Source organism: Brevundimonas variabilis (genome assembly GCF_014199945.1).
GTDB classification, from domain to species: Bacteria; Pseudomonadota; Alphaproteobacteria; order Caulobacterales; family Caulobacteraceae; genus Brevundimonas; species Brevundimonas variabilis.
The window spans coordinates 260340-279293 of record NZ_JACHOR010000003.1; the positions used below are offsets into that span (position 1 = coordinate 260340).

The following is an 18954-nucleotide window of genomic DNA, read 5'->3' on the forward strand; positions in this document are numbered from 1 at the left end:
GAAGGTAGAGAGCGCCGGACCTGACCGACTGTAGAATCACATTTCAGTGATTGCCGATCAGCGCCGACCCACAGAGACTGACCCCCAATATGGACCATGATGTGAACGGAGCCGTACGCAACTCCAACCCACGGATTGTGGTCGGGATTTCCGGCGCATCTGGAGTGATCTACGGAGTTCGGGTGCTGGATGCGCTGAAGGAGCTGGGGGTCGAGAGCCATCTGGTCGTGACCCGCGCCGCCCTCCTGACCCTGTCGCAGGAAACCGATCTCGGCCCGGATGATCTGACCGGGCGGGCGTCGGTGGTCCACAAGCTGGCCGATGTCGGAGCCACGATCGCTTCCGGATCGTTCCGGACCCTGGGCATGATCGTCGCACCCTGCTCGGTCAAGACGATGAGCGAGATCGCTACCGGCGTGACCTCGACCCTGCTGACCCGGGCGGCGGACGTGGTGCTGAAGGAGCGGCGGCCGCTGGTCCTGATGGTGCGCGAGACCCCGTTCCACCTTGGGCATCTGCGCACGATGACCGCTCTGGCGGAAATGGGGGCCACCATCGCCCCGCCCCTTCCCGCCTTCTATTCGCGCCCGAAATCGATCGACGACATGGTCGACCAGTCGGTCGGACGGGCACTGGACGCTTTCGGGCTCGACTGGTCTGCGGTCAGGCGCTGGGAGGGCCTCAACGGTCCGGCGGCCGCGGGAGCCGCAGCATGAAGACCCTTTGGGACTGGTCGTCCGAGGTCTATTCCGCCCCGGGTGTGGCCGAGGCCTGTCTGCACCTTCAGGACGAGGCCGGCCAGAATGTACCGCTGCTGCTCTGGGCGGCCTGGATGGCAAGAACCGGACGGTCTGCGGATGCCGACACGCTGGAGGCCGCCTGCGACATGGCCCGGGCCTGGACGGACACCACCATCGTGCCGCTGCGGGTCATCCGTCGTGCCATCAAGAGCCCGATCCCCGACATGGGGGACCTGGCCCGCGAGCTGATCCGGGACCGCATCAAGGCTGTCGAACTGGAGGCCGAAAAACATCTTCTGGCCGCGCTCGAACAGCTCGCCCCGCCTCCCGATGGCGCGCCGAAGCCCGCGATCGACGGGCTGGTCGACACGGCGCGCCTCTGGTCCCGTGTCGTTCCACGTCCCGCCCTGACTGCGCTCGCCGAGCGCCTTCCGGCCTGAACCCAGCTGAGCTATAGGGACCGCGCGTCCGGGGCTGACCATGAACGACGACCAACCGATACTGACCGATGAAGAGATCGCCCTTCAGGCACAGCTGAAACTGCTGCGGGTCGAGCATGCCGACCTGGAGGCCTCAATTGAAGCGCTCAGCCATATGCCGATCCCCGACCAGCTGCTGATTGCCCGGCTCAAGCGCAAGAAGCTTGTGCTGCGCGACGAGATCGTGAAGGTCGAGGATCAGCTGCTGCCCGACATCATCGCCTGAGCGGATCTAGCGGCCGCGCTTGCGAACCCACATCGCGGCATCAGCCTCGGCCATCCAGGCTTCGGCATCCATCTGACCGCTCCAGACCCGGATGCCAAAGGATCCTCCCAGCTTTGCCGTCTCGCCGCCCCAGGTGAAGCCGTCCCGCTCGAGCGTCTCGGTCAGGCGCCGGGCCTTTTCCCGTCCCGCTTCCAGACCCGCATTGAGCATCACCAGCCCAAACTCGTCACCGCCCAGCCGCCCCACGGCATCGCTCTCGCGCACATTGGCCATCAGCAGATTGGCCACATGGATCAGGGCCGCATCCCCGGCGGCGTGGCCAAGGGTGTCGTTGACCCCCTTGAATCCGTCCAGATCCAGATAGAGCAGCACAGCCTGGGAGCCATAACGCGTGCAGAAGGCCATGGTCCGGTTCAGTGCCTGCACGAAGCCGCGACGGTTCAGGGCCGGCGTCAGGACGTCGTGATCCGCGGCCGCTTCCGCCGCCTCGGCGCGCTGTCGCAAGGCCTCGACCTCGGCGCGCAGGCGCTCGAGCTCGGCATGCAGGTCGAGAGTGGCCAGGTCGGTCACAGGGGGGAACGGCTCCGGAAGGACCGCGACTCAATCCAGCGCGATAGGCCATATGCTAACGCCGTCTGTTGCGGGCGCAACGCGCGTGCTGTATCGCGCCGCTTTCCCGCGAAAGGCGACGCTGATGGCGACGGTCCTTCCTCCGCAGAGTTCGCCCCCCGTGGCGATCATCATGGGCAGTCGATCCGACTGGCCCACAATGAAGCACGCGGCCGAAACTCTGGACCGGCTGGGCGTGGCCTGGGAGGCCAAAGTGGTCTCGGCCCATCGCACGCCACAACGCCTGTATGATTTCGCCAACGGCGCAAAGGCAGCCGGTTTCAAGGTCGTCATCGCCGGTGCCGGCGGTGCCGCCCATCTGCCGGGCATGGCGGCATCCATGACCGACCTGCCCGTGCTCGGTGTTCCGGTGCAGTCCAAGGCGCTGAGCGGGCTCGATTCGCTGCTGTCGATCGTCCAGATGCCCGGGGGGATCCCGGTCGCGACCCTGGCCATCGGCGAGGCGGGAGCCAAGAATGCCGGCATTCTGGCGGCCCAGATCCTGGCGCTGTCGGACGAGACCCTGGCCGGACGGCTGACCGCCTTCCGTGAGGCCCAGACCGAGGCCGTGCACGAAACCGTCGAGGACTGAGATTGCCGACCCTGCCGCTTTCTCCCGGTTCGACCATCGGCATCCTGGGCGGGGGCCAGCTGGGCCGGATGCTGAGCCAGGCGGCCTCGCGACTGGGCTTCGACGTCGTCATTCTCGATCCGGAGGAGAACAGCCCGGCCGGTCGCGTCTCCCGCGGCCAGATCGTGGCGGAATACGATGATCCCACGGCCCTGACGGTACTCGGCCGGGTCTGCGATGTCGTGACCTTCGAGTTCGAGAATGTGCCCGCCGCGTCGATCGAGCGGCTGGCCGAGGCCGGGGCGCTGGTGGCTCCGGGACCAACCGCCCTGGCCGTGGCGCAGGACCGGGTCGACGAGAAGACCTTCCTGAATGCCGTGGGGGCCACCACCGTCGACTTCGTCGCCGTGGACACGCTGGACGACCTGACGGCGGCCATTCAGCATTTGGGGACGCCGTCCCTGCTGAAGACACGACGCGAGGGCTATGACGGCAAGGGTCAGGTCTGGATACGGGATGCGGCCGAAGCCGAGGCGGCTTTCGAGGCCATCGCCGGCCGCCCGGCCATTCTGGAAGCCCGGGCGGCCTTCACGCGCGAACTGTCCATTATCGCGGCGCGCAGCCAGTCCGGCGAGATTGCAGTCTATCCGCTGGGCGAGAACACCCATACCAAAGGGGTGCTGAAGACGACCCTCGCCCCCGCCGTCACCGACGCCGCCACCGATGCCCGGGCCCGGGAGATCGCCGAGGCCATTCTGGACGGGCTGGACTATGTTGGGGTGCTGGGCGTCGAACTGTTCGACATCCCGGGGCAGGACGGACAGGCGGGTGGGCTGCTTGTCAACGAGATCGCGCCCCGGGTCCACAACACCGGCCACTGGACGCAGGACGGCTGTGGCTGCGACCAGTTCGAACAGCACATCCGCGCCATCACTGGCTGGCCTCTGGGGGCTACGGCGGCCCACGCCCGCGTCGAGATGACGAACCTGCTGGGCGACGAGATCGATCAGTGGACGAACCTGTCAGCCGAGCCCGATGTCCGGCTTCACCTCTACGGCAAGACCGAAGCCCGGCCGGGCCGCAAGATGGCGCATGTGAACCGGGTCAGGTCGCTGGCCTGACCAGGCCATCGCTTTGGATCAGACCTTTGCGCCGTAGCGCAATCGGCTCAGCAGTTCGGTGGCCTTGCGGATCGGTCTTTCGAAATCCTTGCCCGCCTTCCACTTTTCGAAGGCCATGACGTTGTCGATCCGGGCGGAAACAAAGGCCTCGGCCTTTTCGCGTCCGTCGAACCATCGCAGGGTCAGGGCCGGGATCAGGATGCCCGACAGGATCGTGCGTTTCGAATAGTGGTTCCAGTCGGTGGCCGTGTCGCCCGCCCAGCGCCACAGATGGTCCGCAGTCTCCCACGCGAGGGACAGCCCCAGATCGGCATTGGTCGGCAGGGCCAGGAAGGCGGCGCAGCGTTTCGTCGCGGCCAGATCTGCGGCTCCCGCCTCCATCCGCGCCGAGACCGACACAGCGATTCGCTCGCGCATCTTCAATGTTGCCGCCGGGGTCTGTTCCAGGGCGGCCAGGGCCCGCGCGTCGTGGCGTCGCGACAGCAGGGCCGCGAGGTCCCGCGCCCCGTTCGGGAACAGCAGTTCTTCGTCACCCTCGGACAGGCCACTGGCCTCGCAGGCCGAACGCAGCAGGCGGCTGTTCCAGCCCAGCCGGGGCGCACGGGCGATGGCGGCGTCCAGCACGGTCTGTTCCATGCGGTCGGCCCAGTCCGGGGCTTCTGTATTCGACAGGTGTGGCGCGTCGGTCATGGTCACAGGATAAGCCCGAAAAACCTGCGCTGCGACCCTCCACGAACCGCCGCGACGATCTGGACAGGACGGTGTGGCTCGTGTATCAGCCCGCCTTCACCTCGCGACCCCTCCGCATTTTCGGGGATCGGCCGAGAGGAACGTGTTTATTTGTCTGCCCGACTGCCCTGAGAGGGTGCGCGGCGGGCGGCCAAAGGAGAGATACCCCTGGTTCAGATTTTTGTCCGCGACAACAATGTCGATCAGGCGCTCAAAGCCCTGAAGAAGAAGATGCAGCGTGAAGGCAGCTTCCGTGAAATGAAGCGCCACGTGCATTTCGAGAAGCCCTCGGAAAAGCGTGCCCGTCAAAAGGCTGAAGCCGTGCGTCGCGCCCGCAAGCTGGCTCGCAAGCGCGCCCAGCGCGAAGGCCTGCTGCCGCCGCCCAAGCCGCGCGTCCCGCGCGTCTGACGCCGATCAGGCCCTGAGGATCAAAAGCCGCCCCGGGAAACCGGGGCGGCTTTTTCTTTGGTCATCTCTCAAGCCGGACGGATCAGGACCGCCCCAGCATCGCGCTGGCAAAGCTCTTCCAGCTGAGCTTGACGTCCGACAGGGCACCCGCCCGGAAGGCGCGACCCGCCAGCCAGATCATCAGCAGGGCAAAGGCGAACATGCCGACCATGGTGCCGATGATCTCGAACATCGGGGGCTCGGACGGCGCACGGGCACTCATCAGGAAGGGCGTGAAGAAGGGTACCCACGACAGGATCCGGACGATCGCCGCATCCGGCGTCTGCAGGGCCATCTGCATGACTAGGATTGGCACGACCAGGATCATCATGATCGGCCCCATCAGGGTCTGGGCATCGCGCGGTGTCTCGCAGAAGGCCCCGATCGCGGCGAACAGCACCGCGTACATCAGGTACCCGCCGACCGCATAGGCCAGGAAATAGAAGATCAGCCCGCCGTCCAGCAGGACCGAGCCGATATCTACCGCTGTCTGGGGAAAGGTCGTCAGCAGGCCGAATGCGCCTATTCCCCCCCATACCAGCATGACCGTACCCGTCAGCATCGCCACGCCCAGAACCTTGCCCGTCATCATCTCGGTCGACGATGCCGACGACAGCAGGACCTCCAGGATCTTGTTGGACTTCTCCTCCATCACGCTGTTCAGCAGGATCGAGGCCCCTGTGATGACCAGCGACCACAGCAGAAAGCCGGACGCCAGTCCGACGATCCCCGGCAGGCGATCTCGGAAGGACACCTCCCCGCCACTGGCCGACTGGGGCGAAAGGGCGGTGATCTCGGGCCGGAACTTTTCCATCTCGCTGACGACGGTGGGATCAATGCCCGCCGTCTGGAACACGTCGCGGCGGTGGGCGTCGCGAAGGGCAGCCCGAACGACATCCTCGACAGCATCGTCCGTCGCGCGACGGGTCCAGACACGAGCCGAGGGCGCCTCTTCGCCCCTTGTCAGGAAGACCACGGCATCCAGTTGCTGGGCCTCCGGCACCTCGTCTCCGAGATACCTGCGTGCCAGGGCTTCGCGCGGCTCGCCGGACGGGGTCGTCGCCAGGTCAGACGGCACGTCCACGAACTGCATGGTTGGCCCGCTGATGCGGTTCAGGGCCTCACTGGCCGCTGTACCGCCAGCAGATCCGGCCGCCTTCTCCGCCGCCTCCTGCGCTTCCCGGCGATTTTCGAGCCTGCGTTCCCGGTCGCGCGCAAAGGAGTCCCGCACGGCAGCCGCAAGGCCGGACGCCGCAGGCCCCTCTTCGATCAGGACCACTTGCCGGACCGGCTGGCTTGTCTGCATCAGGATCGGCAGGGCTCCGCCCAGCACCGCGAACATCGGAAAGGCCAGCAGCGACAGCCAGAAACCGACCGTCCTGGCATAGGCCATGAATTCGCGTTGAGCGATCAGCAGGATACGGTTCATTGCGCGGCCTCCAGAGCCTTGGTGGAGGTGTCCTGGTCCGGATGGTCGCCCGTCAGGCCGATGAAGGCGTCATGCAGGCTGGGCTCGCGCAGTTCGAAACGGCGCACGTCCAGCCCGCCCAGGAAGGCGGCTTTCAGGGCTTCCTGCCCCCCGGCACCCGGGGCCAATGTGGCCTTCAGGATCCGAACGCCGACCTCGTCACCTCCGGTATGCTCAACCGCAGATACACCCGGCAGGGCCGCGACCGCTGCCGTGGAAATCTCGCCCTCGAGCTCAAGCAGGCGGGGCGAGGTGGCGCGCGCTTCGGTCACCGTGCCTTCAAAGGCCTTGCGGCCCCGCGCCAGCAGGACGACCTTGTCGCACAGCCGCTCTGCGTGCTGCATCACGTGGGTGGAGAACAGCACTGTCGCGCCGTCAGCCGCCAGGCCGCGGATCATGGCCTCGAGCCCCTGCTGATTGACCGGATCCAGACCACTGAACGGCTCGTCGAGGATCACGAACTCGGGCCGGTGCACGACAGAGGCGATCAGCTGGACCTTCTGGGCCATCCCCTTGGACAGCTCCTTCATCTTCTTGTTGCGGGCCGCGCCGAGGCCCTGCTGCTCCAGCAGATCCCGCGCCCGCTTGCGGCCCTCGGCTTGCGGCAAGCCCTTCAGGGCGCCGAAGAAGGCGATGGCGTCGATCGGGGTCATCTTCTTGTAGAGGCCTCGCTCCTCCGGCAGGAATCCGATCCGGTCACGGACCTTTCGGCCATCGTCGGCCCCGAGAATCTCGATCCGGCCTGTGGTGGCGGGCTGCAGCCCCAGGATCATGCGAAGGGTCGACGTCTTGCCCGCGCCATTGGGGCCCAGGAAGCCGCAGATCTGGCCTTTTTCGACCTGAAAGCTGAGGTCACGCACAGCCTGGAAGTCGCCGTACCGTTTGCTGACGCTCTCGAGCGTCAATGCCGCTGTCATGTCCGGTGCCCCTGCCCTGCCGTATCAGGGAGCCTAGCAAGCTGTCAGGGCGCGCAAAACTTTATTTCGTGTAATGCGGGATCAGCCGGCTGGAAGGTCCATCTTCACGGCGAAGGTTCGTCCGGTCACCTTGGCGGGATTGATCTGCGCCCCGTTTCGCCGGACCTCGAAATGCAGGTGCGGGCCGGTAGAGAAGCCGGTCGAGCCGACCAGACCGACACGCTGGCTGGCCATGACGGTCTGTCCGCCCGCCACGTCGATCCGGCTGAGGTGCGCGTAAAGCGTGGTCATGCCGTTCGGATGTTCCAGCTCCACGAAACGACCGTATCCTTCCGGCTGATAACCCGTCCGCAGAACCCGGCCTTCGGTCGCCGCAAACACCGACGTTCCCGTTGGTGCCGCTATATCGACGCCCTTGTGGATCCTGGCCTCCGGCTCGCCCCCCAGACGACGCATGCCGAACCTCGAGTTGACTGCGAAACCCCTGACGGGTTCCGCAAAGGCAATCTGGCGGTAGACGGGGCCTGCGGCCTCCAACTCGGCGATCACAGGGATGGCAGTCGGAACGGCCCCTGACTCAAGCGAACCCTCCAGGTCCGGCGTCAACGGTGCTGCCGCCATGGCCAGAACGGCAACGGCCAACAGGCCGATGGCCTGCACAGACAGGACAAGGTGGCTTCGAAGGGCGGTCAGGCGAGATGTCATGGTTCCGGAAGCGTGGCGCTACATCGAGCGGACTTGGGCCCGACGGTCGCTGTATCCGCGGCTGAACGCCACCGAAGGAGCGTCGGGGGAGCCTCCATCACGCCGTCATACGGCGACTTTTGGGCCCGGTGCGTGGCAAGGCGTCGCACCACCAAAGGAAAAGGCGCGGCAGCCGAAGCCACCGCGCCATTCCATTTCCGGCTTTGCCGTCCGCTACTGCAGCGGCAGTCGCAGGGTCACCCCACCCATGTGGCTGGTGGCATGGTCACCGTAGCGGCCGTGGTAGCCGACATCGACCCGCACCGGGCCCCAGTCGCCACTGACACCAGCAGCTGCCAGCACCTGCCCGCCAAACGGCTCGGTCACCTCGCGGGACAGCACCTGGGCCGGGTTGCCGGCAATGCCGACCCGGACAGCCTCGGAACTGTCGTCCAGGCTGTCGCGATAGCCGCCCTCGATGAAGAATTCGAAGCCCGAGAAGTCGCCCTCGGCCCTCAGGGTGGCCTCGGCGGTGATGCCCTCGACGGTGCGATCGCGATAGTCGTACTGGGCCGCAATGCCCTGTTCGACATAGCCGTTCACGTCGCTGGAGCCCCAGGTGACGGCCGCACGCGGCGAGATCGACAGGCCTTCTCCGCCGCCAAACCAGAAGCCGGCCTGGGCCCGCGCGCCGACGCTGACACCGTCGGTCTCTGCGATATGGGTGATGGACTGGAGCGAGGTGACCCGGTCGATCCGGTCGTACCGGTCGTTGGCGATACCCGCCGCCGCATTCACGAAGACATTGTTCGCGCGCCAGCCGGCGTAGGCGTCGAAGGCGATGGTCTCCAGGTCGAACCCGAGGGTACCGCTCTGGACGTCGGCATTGCGATAGCTGCCTGCCGCACCGATCCGCCAGCTGGCCGACGGGCTGTGTTCGATTCCGATCGACGCGGCATAACCGGTCGATTCGGAATCGCGGACCGTGCCTCGGGCGTCCGTGTCCGTCTGGTCGTACTGGCTGCGGAGCACGATGGCTGTGCCTTCTTCCCACGCGGCACGACCCGACAGGGCCTCGCTTGATGCGTCGAGCGAATCCTCGCGGTGACGGAAGGCGGTCTCGCCTAGCAGGGCCGACTGGGCTCCGATGTCACCATAGTAGAGGTAGTCGTTGGCGACCTGGGCCAGCAGACGGTGGCCGAGGGCAGTCGGATGGACGCCGTCGAAATAGAAATAGCCCGAAGAGTCAGCGCAGACGGTCACACCGTTGAAGCAGGCATCGGTCACATTGGTGATGCCGAAAGCCCCGGGGTTCGCGGCGATGGCATCACCGATCTTGAACAGATCCATCAGGATGATGTTGGTGCCCGGACGCGTCGCCGCTGTTGCGATCAGCTGGCTCCGGAGCGAGTCGTTGAACTGCCCCGCAGCAAAGTCGGCCAGCGGGGCTGCCGTCGTGTTGCGGAACTGGGGCGTCAGGCTGAGCTTGGGCAGATTGGAGACAAGGATGGTCCCCGCCCCGGCCCCGGCCACGCTGGTCACCAGGAAATTGATGTCGTTGGCGGCCCCGATGGCGACGGGACTGATGGCGCCGGTCGGATTGCTGGTGGCACCTGCGATCGGCAGGCCCTGGAACAGGTTGTTGGCCCCACCCAGGATGCTGACCAGATCACCCCGTCCGAACACGCCGCCCCGGCCGAGGTAGGCGGCCAGCTGATTGCGCATGCCTGGCGGGAAGGCTGACGAATCCGTGCGCGCGCCGCCATAGGCATAGTTGATGCTGCCGGTGACCGAGCCCGTGAAATTGGCGGCGTTGAAGCCGAGCAGTTCCGTGAACACAGGCCCGCTCGAGAAACGGCCCTGGAAATAGGGGGGCGATGCAGGCTGGGTGCGCCCCGATGCGATGAAGAGGTTGCCGTTGTCGCTCAGGCTGTCGCCGAACACGACCAGACGGCTGTAGCTCTGGGCACTGGCCGTGTTGGCCAGCGCGGACGCAGCGGCAAACGTCAGAACGGCCAGCGCCGCTCCGCGAAGATAACGAGACATATGAATCCTCCCATTCGGCTCTCCTGTCGGAACCGTTGGAGACCAGTGTGCGCCCGTTTTCCGGGCGCGCAAGATGCCGTTGCGTCAGCTTCTAGTGGAGCAGTCGAAAGCGCAGCGTTCCTGCAACAGTCTTCAGCGCACGGAGCGCCTCGGGTTCATAACCGTGGTCGACATCGGTGATCACATAACCGGTGCGCTCGTCGGTCTTCAGATGCTGTCCGAGGATGTTCAGGCCAGCGGTCGTCAGCTCGCGGTTCAGCTCGGCTAGCACGCCGGGCTGGTTGCGGTGAATGTGCAGGATCCGGTGCCCGCCCGACACATCGGCGAGCTGGACGTTCGGCAGGTTGACGCAGAAGGTGGTGTCACCCCGGTTGAGGTAGCCCAGCAGCCGGTCCGCCGCGAACTCCGCGATGGCTTCCTGAGCCTCCTCGGTCGATCCCCCGATGTGTGGTGTCAGGATAACGTTCTTCAGGCCCATCAACGGGCTGTCGAAAGGATCCGAATTTGTGCGGGGCTCCTCGGGAAAGACATCCAGGGCCGCGCCGCCGATGCGTCCCGATCCGATCGCCTGCGTCAGGGCCCCGATGTCGACAACATGCCCGCGCGACAGGTTCAGCAGCAGGGTCCCGGTCTTCATCCGCGACAGCTGGGCGGCACCGATCAGGTTTTCGTTCTCCTTGCGACCATCCACATGCAGCGAAACCACATCGCTTTCAGCCAGCAGGGCATCCAGACTGCGCATCCGGCGGGCATTGCCGAGCGCCAGCCGCTCCGACAGGTCGTGGAAGACGACCCGCATGCCCAGGGCCTCGGCCAGCACAGACAGCTGGGACCCGATGGCACCGTAGCCGACGATTCCCAGGGTCTTGCCGCGAAGTTCGCGTGAGCCGTCGGCGGACTTGTTCCATTGCCCGCGGTGCATGGCAGCCGACTTGTCCGCGACGTCTCGCATCAGGGTGATGGTCAGGCCGATGGCCAGTTCGACCACCGAACGCGTGTTCGAATACGGGGCGTTGAACACGGCCACGCCCCGCGTCGCGCAGGCGTCGAGGTCGATCTGGTTGGTCCCGATGCAGAAGGCGGCCACCGCCATCAGGCGATCGGCCTCTGCCAGCACGCGCTCGCTGACCTGGGTCTTGGACCGAATGCCAAGGACATGCACGCCCTTGAGCGCAGCAATGAGGTCGTCTTCATCCAGCGCACCCTTGCGGGTTTCGACGGTATAGCCCGCCTCTTCCAGGCGCATGACGGCCGCCGGATGGATGTTTTCCAGCAGCAGCATGCGGACACGAGCACGGGGGTAGGACCAGCGGCCTGGAAGGCCTTCCAGATGCAGAAGCTCGTCCATCGACGGAACCTCGGCATCTGCTGCGGCGACGACAGCCTCGCGCCGTACAATCTCGGTATAGGCGTAGAAGCGGTCTGCAGCGCCAGCCAGCTTGACCTCGGCATCGGTCCAGCCGTCGCCGATCATGACCACCGGACCGGTCAGGTGCAGCGACCGAATGACCTCAGGTTTGCCGCCGGCTCTGGAAAGGGGATTGCTGTCGTCGACGCCGACCACCTGATCCTCGGCGTCATAGATCAGGTCGTTGCAGAACACCCGGTCCGCAGCGATGCCGAGACGCTGGGCGATCGGAGCGATGATCTCGCGAAACCCGCCTGAAAGGATGATGATCCGGTCGGCATTGTCCTGAAAGAAGCGAAGGTTGCGGCGGACGGAGGGCGTTCCCTCCTCCAGAATGCGATCCGCCAGCGCTGTCACGTGGCTCTGGTTCAGGGGCAGCAACGCCAGACGCCGGCGCAAGGCGTCGCCAAAGGCAATCTCGCCCGCCATGGCCTGGTCCGTCAGCCGCCCGATCTCCCCGCGGATGTCTGTGGCGTCGGCGCGCCCGTCCAGCGCGATATCCGCCAACACCTCCAGGGTCTCGACCCGCACCAGCGTGGAGTCAAAATCGAAAACGAGTGTGGGGGTGTCGGCCATGATGCCTAACTACCCCCACCTTCGCAGTTGCAGCAACGACGATTGCTGAACCTGCGGCCTAGAATTTGGCCAGGCGGCGAATGCGGCTTTCAGGCCGACGGGTTTCGAGCGCAGCCGCACCAATGGCAGCGGCAATCGTGGCCACAGCCAGCAGGGCTCCGCCTTCGCGTGCATGATCCTTGGCATACTGGCCGGCTTGCCCGGCATAGCGACGGGCGGACTGGCCGGCTTCGTCGGCGTAGCGGCGTGCCTCGCGCGCGTAGCGCTCGCGCTGACGCGGCGAGACAGCCTTCTTGCTCCGCTTGAACCAGCGGCGAGCCTGGTGGCTGGTGTCGTCGCGCAGATCGGACGCACGGTCGCCCAGATCCTCAACGCCATCACGCAGGCCGCGCGAGATGTCTTCGAAGCGGTGACGCAGGGCCTCGGCGTCCAGCCATCCACGCGGGTCCAGCCGCTCACGGATACGTTCGTAGCGCATGGGCCCGGAACGCTGCGTCAGCAGGACCGTCGCGATAGCGGCCACGGCAACAAGCGCCACGCTGCCGGCGGTAATGCCAGGATGCTTGCGGGCTTCGGCGATAACACTGAAATTGCGAACCATTGGATAGAATACCTCTTCTTCGAGGCCGTCGCGGGTCGGGTCGGAGAGACCATCATCGAACGGCTGATAATCGGACGCGCGATCGCGCATGAGCCTAGGAGCGAATCTGGCGAGGAGTGGTTCCGCCAGCATCGGCAAAGCTGAGTAGAACGACGCGATGATCCGGCCGCTGCCGCCCACGGTGATCTCTCGGATCGGGTGGGTCGCGCACCAGATGATGGTGTCGGCCACGACATGCGCGGCATAGACCGGCTGGGGGTTCTGCACAGCATAGCCTGTCAGGCCCTGCCCATATTTTGGATGGGGAGTGTCAATGGCGGCCGGCTTGACCAGACTGATCCGGACAGGGGATTTTTCTCGCACCATCTCCATGCGCAAGGCATTGGTGAAGCCCTTCACCGCATGTTTCGAAGCCGAATAGACACCCTGGGCCGGCATGGGGGCATCTGCCAGGGTCGAGGCGACATTGACGATGGTCCCGCCCCCTGGCTGGGTCCGCAGGTGTTCGGCGGCGATCATGGAGCCATTGACGACGCCCCAGTAGTTGGTCTCGAACAGACGCCTCTGGTCCTCCATCGAGGTCTCGCGGATCGGGCCGAAAACCGAGACGCCTGCATTGTTGACCCAGGTATCGAAGCCCCCGAACAGGCGTTTGCACTTTTCGGCCGCGGCCGACAGCGCCGCGTGGTCCGCAACGTCGGCGGCCGCCCAGGCGCAACGCGCGCCCTCGGCCTGAAGCGCCTCGCACAGGGCCCGCAAATCGTCCTCGCCACGCGCGATCAGAAAGACACAGGCACCCTGACGTGCTGCCCGTCGTGCCGTCGCCAGACCGATGCCGGATGTGGCACCGGTGATCACGATGGCCTGGGTGTCCAACGGCTTCAGTGCGGTCTTGGTCGTCATGAATAGCCTTCGTTGTCGTCAAGGTCGCGATTGCCGGAAACAGGGTGTCACGCCCGCTTGTTCCGATCGATAGCCGGCCAGGGATTTATACAGCCCTTTCAGAGTGACGCACGCATCCCTATCTTGCACCCCTTCCAACACATCCGCTTTTCAGGACACCGCCGTGACAGATCACGCGCCCGCCTTCACGCCCACCGACGACCTCGCCGCAGCCTTCCAGATCGAAGGCTGGCCGGTGCGTGGCCGGATCGTGCGCATGGGCGATGCCATCGACACCATCCTGTCGGCCCATGATTATCCTGAGCCCGTCGCTGCACTTCTCGGCGAGGCCTGCGCGCTGGCGGCCCTGGTCGGGTCGGCCCTGAAATTCGAGGGCCGACTGATCGTTCAGGCCCAGGGCGATGGTCCCGTCCGCTATGTCGTCGCCGATTACGACACCAACGGTTCCATGCGCGGCTACTGCCGATATGACGCCGATCAGGTGACCGAAGCCTCGACCGGCTTCGTCCGTCCGGGAGCCAGGGCCCTGCTCGGTCAGGGCGTGTTCGTCATGACCCTGGACCGTGGCCCCGATTTCGAGCGCACCCAGGGGATCACGCCGATCGAGGGCGAGAGCCTGTCGCTGGCCGCCGAGCACTATTTCGAACAATCCGAACAGATCCCGACAAAGGTGCATCTGGCCGTTGGTCAGGTGACGACGGACGCCGGCACGCGCTGGCGGTCCGGCGGGGCGCTGATCCAGCTGATTGCCGGGGACGAAGCCAGGGGCTCGACCGAGGACGTCTGGGACCGGACACGCGCCCTGTTCCACACCCTTGCGGATGACGAGCTGATCGACCCGACCGTCCCGCCCGAGACCCTGCTGTTCCGCCTGTTCCACGAGGACGGTGTGCGGCTGGAGGATGCCCATGCCCTGAAGGCGCACTGCCGCTGCTCGCCGGATCGCATCCAGTCGGTCCTGGGTTCGTTCACCGAAGCGGAGCGCGCAGAAATGGTCGAGCCGGACGGCATGATCCATGTCACCTGCGAATACTGCGCCACCGTCTATGCGCTGGATCCGGAGGCCGTAGCGGCTCAGTAGGCCAGGGCGATCCCGTCCTTGCGCATCTCGGTGGCGGCTCCATAGGTCCAGGGCCCCCGGTCGTTCACCTGCCGCACCACATTCTGGTAGCCCCCGAAGCCGCCATTGGGTTCGCCAAGGGTCCAGCCCATGGCTTGCAGCGCTGCGCGGGTGTCGGCCGGCACACCGGTTTCAAGGTGCAGCACACCCTGCCCTTCCGCCGGATGCCCGGTCGGCTCAGTTGATCCTTCGTGTTGCCAGCGCGGCGCATCGCCGGCCTCCTGCGGGTCGAGGCCGTAATCAACCATGTTGATCACGATCTGGGCCTGACCCTGGGGCTGCATCCCGCCGCCCATGACGCCGTAGGCCATCCACGGCTGTCCGTCCTTGCAGGCAAAGCCGGGGATGATCGTATGGAACGGCCGCTTGCCGGGGGCATAGACGTTGGGGTGGCCATCGGTCAGGGCGAAAAGCTCGCCCCGGTCCTGGAACATGAAGCCCAGCGTCTGGCCGTCCGCGCCGTCGGGCACCAGGCCCGAGCCCATTCCGCGATAATTCGACTGGATCCAGCTGACCATCATGCCGTCACTGTCCGCGACGCTGAAATAGGTCGTGTCGCCCTGGGTCGGGGCATCGCCGGGCATCGCCCGCTCCATGACCCGGTCCGGCCGGATCAGTCTCGCGCGCTCGGCCGCATAGGCCTTGGAGTTCAGATATTCGACCGGCGTTCGGGCGAAGCGTGGATCGGCGAACCAGCGGGCCCGGTCCTCGAACGCCAGCCGCTTGGCCTCCGCCTGATGGTGGATCGAGGCGGCGGACTGGAACCCCATCGCCTTGAGATCGAACTGTTCGCAGATGTTCAGGATCTGGTTGGTGGAAAGGCCCTGGGTATTGGGCCCGAGGCTGTAGACCTCGACCCCGCGATAGGTGGTCATGATCGGCTCGACCCATTCCGTTGCATGGGCCTTCAGGTCTGCTCGTGTCATCCAGCCGCCGATGCGACGGAAATAGCCCTCGATCTGGTCAGCGATCGGACCATCGTAGAAGGCGTCGCGGCCCCCCTCGGCGATCATCCGGTAGGTGCGGCCCAGGTCAGGATTGGCGAAGACCTCACCTGAACGGGGCGTCCGGCCGCCCGGTGCATAGACCCGCTTGCGATTGTCATTGTCCTCGATGATCGCGGCCGACCGGTCGAAACCCGCCATGTTCCGCTCAAGATACCAGGCGATCAGCTGCGGCATCGGGATGCCGCGCTCGCACATCTCGGCGACCGGCAGCAGGACGTCCTTCCAGGGCAGTTTGCCGTACCGCTGATGAGCGCTCCACCAGGCATCGACGGTGCCCGGCACATTGACGGTGACCGCCCCGTAGCGCGGCAGAAATCCATCCGGTCCCGCCTTCGACCGGGCCGTGGCCAGTGACAGGCCCGCCGGGCTGTTGCCCGACCCGTTGAAGCCCACGACCTTGCGCTGCGCCGGATCCCACATCAGACAGAACGCATCGCCGCCGATGCCGTTGGCGGTCGGCTCCAGAAAGCCCAGGGCCGCATTGATGGCGATGGCGGCATCGATGGCCGAACCGCCGCGCCTCAGGGTATCGATCCCGATCAGGGTCGCGGCGGGATGCGCCGTTGCGGCGGCCCCCTGTGTCCCCCAGACCGTCGACCGCCCCGCAAACGGGGCGCCCATGATCCGGTCGCCAGGCCCGATTCCGGCATAGGGGTAGGTGCGAGCGGCGCGTGCCTCTGCCGCAGTGGCCTGTGGTGTCTGTGGCGCGGCTGACGCGGCCGACGCCGCCGCCAGCACAGCCCCGGCAGGCAGGGTCTTCAGGAAGGTGCGTCGGCGCATCGGCGGTCTCCATGGGATCGGGTCCTGACCCTAACCCGTTCGGCGACCGTGTGAAGCTATGGCTTCAGCCTTCGAGATCCAGCGAATAGCCCGCCGACCGCACGGTGCGGATCGGATTGGCGCTCTCGCCGACATCCAGGGCCTTGCGCAGGCGACCGACGTGGACGTCGACGGTCCGGGCCTCGACATAGACGTCGCTGCCCCAGACGGCGTCCAGAAGCTGTTCGCGGCTGAAGACCCGACCGGGATGGCGCATGAAATGGTCGAGCAGGCGGAACTCGGTCGGCCCCAGATGGACCTCCTGCCCCGAGCGCTTCACCCGGTGTGCCACGCGGTCGATGATGATGTCGCCATGTCCGACGCGGTCATCAGCCAGACCCGGCCGGATGCGGCGCAGGACGGCCCGGATGCGGGCGATCAGCTCCGTCATCGAGAACGGCTTGGTCAGATAGTCGTCCGCCCCGGTGTCCAGACCCCGGACGCGATCGGACTCCTCGCCCCGCGCGGTCAGCATGATGATCGGCAGGTTCCGCGTCTCGGGACGACCCCGGATGCGTCGGCAGACCTCGATGCCGGACACCTTGGGCAGCATCCAGTCCAGCAGGACCAGATCCGGCTGACGCTCGTCGATCTGGACCAGCCCTTCCTCGCCGTCGGCAGCCACGACAACGTCGTAGCCTTCCTTTTCGAGGTTGTACTGGAGCAGTGTCGCCAGCGCGTCCTCGTCCTCCATCACCAGAATATAGGGCTGCACTGTCAGGTCTCCGTCAGTCGTTCAGCACGTCAAAGGTCTGGCGTCGGCAGGGGCATCTGGCCCATGCCGGGGGCGGTATCGGACGGGGTCGGGGTCCAGCGCGGACGCTCCCCGACCATGTCGTCACCGGTGATCTCGTAGTGGATGGTTTCGGCGATATTGGTCGCGTGGTCGCCGATCCGCTCCAGGTTCTTGGCCATGAATAGCAGATGGGTGCAGGCACTGATCGTGCGCGGGTCCCCCATCATATAGGTCAGCAGTTCACGGAACAGGGCGTTGTAGTGCTCATCGACCTCGTCGTCCGATTGCCAGACCGACAGGGCCCGGTCGATTTCCGAGGCCGTATAGGCGTCCAGCACGTCGCGTAGACGCAGCGAAACCAGCCGCCCCATCCGCTCGATCGAGCGGGTCAGGGGCTGCATCGGCTCGGTCTCGGCCAGGCTGAGGGCCCGTTTGGCGATATTCTTGGCCAGATCCCCGGTCCGTTCCAGGTCCACCGACAGCTTCATGGCAGACAGGGCCTTGCGCAGGTCCGAGGCCACCGGCTGACGCAGCGCGATCAGCCGGATGGCCTTCTTCTCGATATCGCGGTGCATGATATCGAGCTTGACGTCCCGACCGACCACGGCGCGTGCGAGGGCGATGTCGCGGCGGGCAACGGACTCGACCGCGTCAGCCACCTGGGCTTCTGCCAGGCCGCCCATGCGCGCGACCTCAGCCGTCAGCTGGTTCAGCTCGTCGCCATAGGCCTTGACCGTGTGCTGATTCATCAGCCGAACCGTCCCGTGATGTAGTCGAGCGTGCGCCGCTCGCGCGGGTTGGTGAAGATCTCCTCGGTATTCCCGGTCTCGACCAGCCGCCCCATGTGGAAGAAGGCGGTCCGCTGGGACACGCGTGCGGCCTGGGCCATCGAGTGGGTAACGATGACGATGCAATAGCGCTCGCGCAGCTCGTCGATCAGTTCCTCGATCTTGGCCGTCGCGATGGGGTCCAGCGCCGAGCAGGGCTCGTCCATCAGGATGACTTCGGGGTTCACGGCGATGGCGCGAGCGATGACCAGACGCTGCTGCTGGCCACCGGACAGGCCGGTGCCAGCCGAGTGCAGACGGTCCGCGACCTCTTCCCAAAGGCCCGCGCGTTTCAGTGAAGCCTCGACCACACCGTCCAGTTCGGTCTTGTTCGTCGTCAGGCCATGGATCTTGGGCCCATAGGCCACGTTCTCGTAGATGGTCTTCGGGAACGGGTTCGGCTTCTGGAACACCATCCCCACCTGGGCGCGCAGAAGGACCGGGTCGATGGCCTTGGTATTGATGTCGTTGCCGTCCATCTCGATCCGGCCGGTCACGCGGCAGCCCTGGATGGTGTCGTTCATGCGGTTCATCGTCCGCAGGAACGTCGACTTGCCACAGCCGGACGGGCCGATCAGGGCCGTCACCGTCTTGTCAGGAATATCCAGGCTGACGTCGTAGAGCGCCTGTTTCTCGCCATAGAAGACCGAGACGTCGCGGGCCATGATCTTGGTCGGGCCGGCGGTGCCGCTTGCAGCCGTAACGGCAGGGACGCGCTGGGCAGCGGGGGCACCGCGCGCGTCGGCTTCGGGCTCTGGCGTCAAGAAGCTTTCGTCCCGCGTCTCATCCGGGCGCGTCGTGTCGGTCACGCCGGGGACGATCTGGCCGCCCATCAGCGGCAAGCCGGGGTTGTCCGAGGCACCGCCTTCGCGACCGTCGGATGCCTTTGCCGGATTGTGGAAAAAGGGGAGTTTCATAGG

At 65.9% G+C, this 18954-nt stretch carries 19 protein-coding genes; 7 read left to right on the forward strand and 12 right to left on the reverse strand.

Annotation, left to right across the window (positions count from 1 at the left end; all coding sequences use genetic code 11):
* The first annotated feature begins 89 nt into the window (after positions 1-89).
* The 3 genes from GGR13_RS09960 to GGR13_RS09970 are packed head-to-tail and all read left to right on the forward strand — an operon-like array spanning position 90 to position 1445.
* Entirely contained in the window at positions 90-716 is a 627-nt protein-coding gene (locus GGR13_RS09960) for a UbiX family flavin prenyltransferase (RefSeq protein ID WP_183213376.1), read from the forward strand.
* Positions 713-1180, forward strand: a complete 468-nt coding sequence (locus GGR13_RS09965) for a TIGR02444 family protein (RefSeq protein WP_183213377.1) — start codon at positions 713-715, stop codon at positions 1178-1180. The genes GGR13_RS09960 and GGR13_RS09965 overlap by 4 nt, the downstream gene beginning before the upstream one ends.
* Before the next feature lie 40 nt (positions 1181-1220).
* On the forward strand, positions 1221-1445 hold the full coding sequence (locus GGR13_RS09970) for a YdcH family protein (protein ID WP_183213378.1): 225 nt from the start codon (positions 1221-1223) through the stop codon (positions 1443-1445).
* 6 nt (positions 1446-1451) lie between these two features.
* On the opposite strand, the gene GGR13_RS09975 is transcribed toward GGR13_RS09970, so the two are convergent.
* Positions 1452-2015, reverse strand: coding sequence for a diguanylate cyclase (locus GGR13_RS09975; protein ID WP_183213379.1), 564 nt, complete (start codon positions 2013-2015; stop codon positions 1452-1454).
* A gap of 124 nt (positions 2016-2139) precedes the next feature.
* Here GGR13_RS09975 and purE point away from each other — a divergent pair, with 124 nt between their 5' ends.
* Both purE and GGR13_RS09985 read left to right on the forward strand, forming a co-directional pair.
* A complete protein-coding gene (gene purE, locus GGR13_RS09980; protein WP_183213380.1) occupies positions 2140-2646 on the forward strand; it encodes a 5-(carboxyamino)imidazole ribonucleotide mutase in 507 nt (168 codons plus the stop codon).
* Between the two features lie 2 nt (positions 2647-2648).
* Positions 2649-3746 (forward strand): 5-(carboxyamino)imidazole ribonucleotide synthase, encoded by a 1098-nt coding sequence (locus GGR13_RS09985; protein ID WP_183213381.1) that lies wholly within the window; start codon positions 2649-2651, stop codon positions 3744-3746.
* 18 nt (positions 3747-3764) lie between these two features.
* Here the strand turns inward: GGR13_RS09985 and GGR13_RS09990 are convergent, their stop codons facing one another.
* Entirely contained in the window at positions 3765-4436 is a 672-nt protein-coding gene (locus GGR13_RS09990; RefSeq protein WP_183213382.1) for a COQ9 family protein, read from the reverse strand.
* A gap of 207 nt (positions 4437-4643) precedes the next feature.
* On the opposite strand from GGR13_RS09990, the gene rpsU reads away from it, so the two are divergent.
* The gene (gene rpsU / locus GGR13_RS09995) at positions 4644-4883 is read left to right on the forward strand and encodes a 30S ribosomal protein S21 (RefSeq protein ID WP_183213645.1); all 240 of its coding nucleotides are present in this window, start codon (positions 4644-4646) and stop codon (positions 4881-4883) included.
* Between the two features lie 82 nt (positions 4884-4965).
* On the opposite strand, the gene GGR13_RS10000 is transcribed toward rpsU, so the two are convergent.
* From GGR13_RS10000 to GGR13_RS10025, 6 genes are all read right to left on the reverse strand, one after another.
* Positions 4966-6351 carry an ABC transporter permease gene (locus GGR13_RS10000; protein ID WP_183213383.1) on the reverse strand — a complete coding sequence of 462 codons (1386 nt, stop codon included), beginning with the start codon at positions 6349-6351 and terminating at the stop codon, positions 4966-4968.
* Positions 6348-7307 (reverse strand): ABC transporter ATP-binding protein, encoded by a 960-nt coding sequence (locus tag GGR13_RS10005; RefSeq protein ID WP_183213384.1) that lies wholly within the window; start codon positions 7305-7307, stop codon positions 6348-6350. The genes GGR13_RS10000 and GGR13_RS10005 overlap by 4 nt, the downstream gene beginning before the upstream one ends.
* 81 nt (positions 7308-7388) lie before the next feature.
* Positions 7389-8012: a M23 family metallopeptidase gene (locus tag GGR13_RS10010; RefSeq protein ID WP_183213385.1), complete on the reverse strand. Its 624-nt coding sequence runs from the start codon at positions 8010-8012 to the stop codon at positions 7389-7391.
* Positions 8013-8225: 213 nt separating this feature from the next.
* Complete coding sequence (locus GGR13_RS10015) at positions 8226-10037, reverse strand: autotransporter domain-containing protein (RefSeq protein ID WP_183213386.1); 1812 nt, start codon at positions 10035-10037, stop codon at positions 8226-8228.
* 91 nt (positions 10038-10128) lie between these two features.
* The gene (gene serA, locus GGR13_RS10020; protein WP_183213387.1) at positions 10129-12021 is read right to left on the reverse strand and encodes a phosphoglycerate dehydrogenase; all 1893 of its coding nucleotides are present in this window, start codon (positions 12019-12021) and stop codon (positions 10129-10131) included.
* 58 nt (positions 12022-12079) lie between these two features.
* A complete protein-coding gene (locus GGR13_RS10025) occupies positions 12080-13525 on the reverse strand; it encodes an SDR family oxidoreductase (protein WP_183213388.1) in 1446 nt (481 codons plus the stop codon).
* Positions 13526-13688: 163 nt separating this feature from the next.
* Between GGR13_RS10025 and GGR13_RS10030 the strand changes: the two genes are divergently transcribed.
* The gene (locus tag GGR13_RS10030) at positions 13689-14606 is read left to right on the forward strand and encodes an Hsp33 family molecular chaperone (RefSeq protein WP_183213389.1); all 918 of its coding nucleotides are present in this window, start codon (positions 13689-13691) and stop codon (positions 14604-14606) included.
* On the opposite strand, the gene GGR13_RS10035 is transcribed toward GGR13_RS10030, so the two are convergent.
* From GGR13_RS10035 to pstB, 4 genes are all read right to left on the reverse strand, one after another.
* Positions 14600-16432: a gamma-glutamyltransferase family protein gene (locus GGR13_RS10035; RefSeq protein ID WP_183213390.1), complete on the reverse strand. Its 1833-nt coding sequence runs from the start codon at positions 16430-16432 to the stop codon at positions 14600-14602. The genes GGR13_RS10030 and GGR13_RS10035 overlap by 7 nt on opposite strands.
* Before the next feature lie 64 nt (positions 16433-16496).
* Positions 16497-17186, reverse strand: coding sequence for a phosphate regulon transcriptional regulator PhoB (gene phoB, locus GGR13_RS10040; RefSeq protein WP_183213391.1), 690 nt, complete (start codon positions 17184-17186; stop codon positions 16497-16499).
* A 29-nt stretch (positions 17187-17215) separates the two neighbouring features.
* Positions 17216-17956 carry a phosphate signaling complex protein PhoU gene (gene phoU / locus GGR13_RS10045; protein ID WP_183213392.1) on the reverse strand — a complete coding sequence of 247 codons (741 nt, stop codon included), beginning with the start codon at positions 17954-17956 and terminating at the stop codon, positions 17216-17218.
* The gene (pstB, locus tag GGR13_RS10050) at positions 17956-18951 is read right to left on the reverse strand and encodes a phosphate ABC transporter ATP-binding protein PstB (RefSeq protein WP_183213393.1); all 996 of its coding nucleotides are present in this window, start codon (positions 18949-18951) and stop codon (positions 17956-17958) included. Before pstB ends, phoU begins: the two co-directional genes overlap by 1 nt.
* Between the last annotated feature and the right edge of the window lie 3 nt (positions 18952-18954).

Excerpts from the sequence above, each read along its gene's own strand:
- serA (WP_183213387.1), bottom strand. The coding sequence starts at position 12,021 with ATGGCCGACACCCCCACACTCGTTTTCGATTTTGACTCCACGCTGGTG.
- phoU (WP_183213392.1), bottom strand. The coding sequence starts at position 17,956 with ATGAATCAGCACACGGTCAAGGCCTATGGCGACGAGCTGAACCAGCTG.
- GGR13_RS09965 (WP_183213377.1), top strand. The coding sequence starts at position 713 with ATGAAGACCCTTTGGGACTGGTCGTCCGAGGTCTATTCCGCCCCGGGT.
- pstB (WP_183213393.1), bottom strand. The coding sequence starts at position 18,951 with ATGAAACTCCCCTTTTTCCACAATCCGGCAAAGGCATCCGACGGTCGC.
- purE (WP_183213380.1), top strand. The coding sequence starts at position 2,140 with ATGGCGACGGTCCTTCCTCCGCAGAGTTCGCCCCCCGTGGCGATCATC.
- GGR13_RS10025 (WP_183213388.1), bottom strand. The coding sequence starts at position 13,525 with ATGACGACCAAGACCGCACTGAAGCCGTTGGACACCCAGGCCATCGTG.
- GGR13_RS10035 (WP_183213390.1), bottom strand. The coding sequence starts at position 16,432 with ATGCGCCGACGCACCTTCCTGAAGACCCTGCCTGCCGGGGCTGTGCTG.
- GGR13_RS10005 (WP_183213384.1), bottom strand. The coding sequence starts at position 7,307 with ATGACAGCGGCATTGACGCTCGAGAGCGTCAGCAAACGGTACGGCGAC.
- GGR13_RS10010 (WP_183213385.1), bottom strand. The coding sequence starts at position 8,012 with ATGACATCTCGCCTGACCGCCCTTCGAAGCCACCTTGTCCTGTCTGTG.
- GGR13_RS09990 (WP_183213382.1), bottom strand. The coding sequence starts at position 4,436 with ATGACCGACGCGCCACACCTGTCGAATACAGAAGCCCCGGACTGGGCC.
- GGR13_RS10015 (WP_183213386.1), bottom strand. The coding sequence starts at position 10,037 with ATGTCTCGTTATCTTCGCGGAGCGGCGCTGGCCGTTCTGACGTTTGCC.
- GGR13_RS09970 (WP_183213378.1), top strand. The coding sequence starts at position 1,221 with ATGAACGACGACCAACCGATACTGACCGATGAAGAGATCGCCCTTCAG.
- GGR13_RS09960 (WP_183213376.1), top strand. The coding sequence starts at position 90 with ATGGACCATGATGTGAACGGAGCCGTACGCAACTCCAACCCACGGATT.
- GGR13_RS10000 (WP_183213383.1), bottom strand. The coding sequence starts at position 6,351 with ATGAACCGTATCCTGCTGATCGCTCAACGCGAATTCATGGCCTATGCC.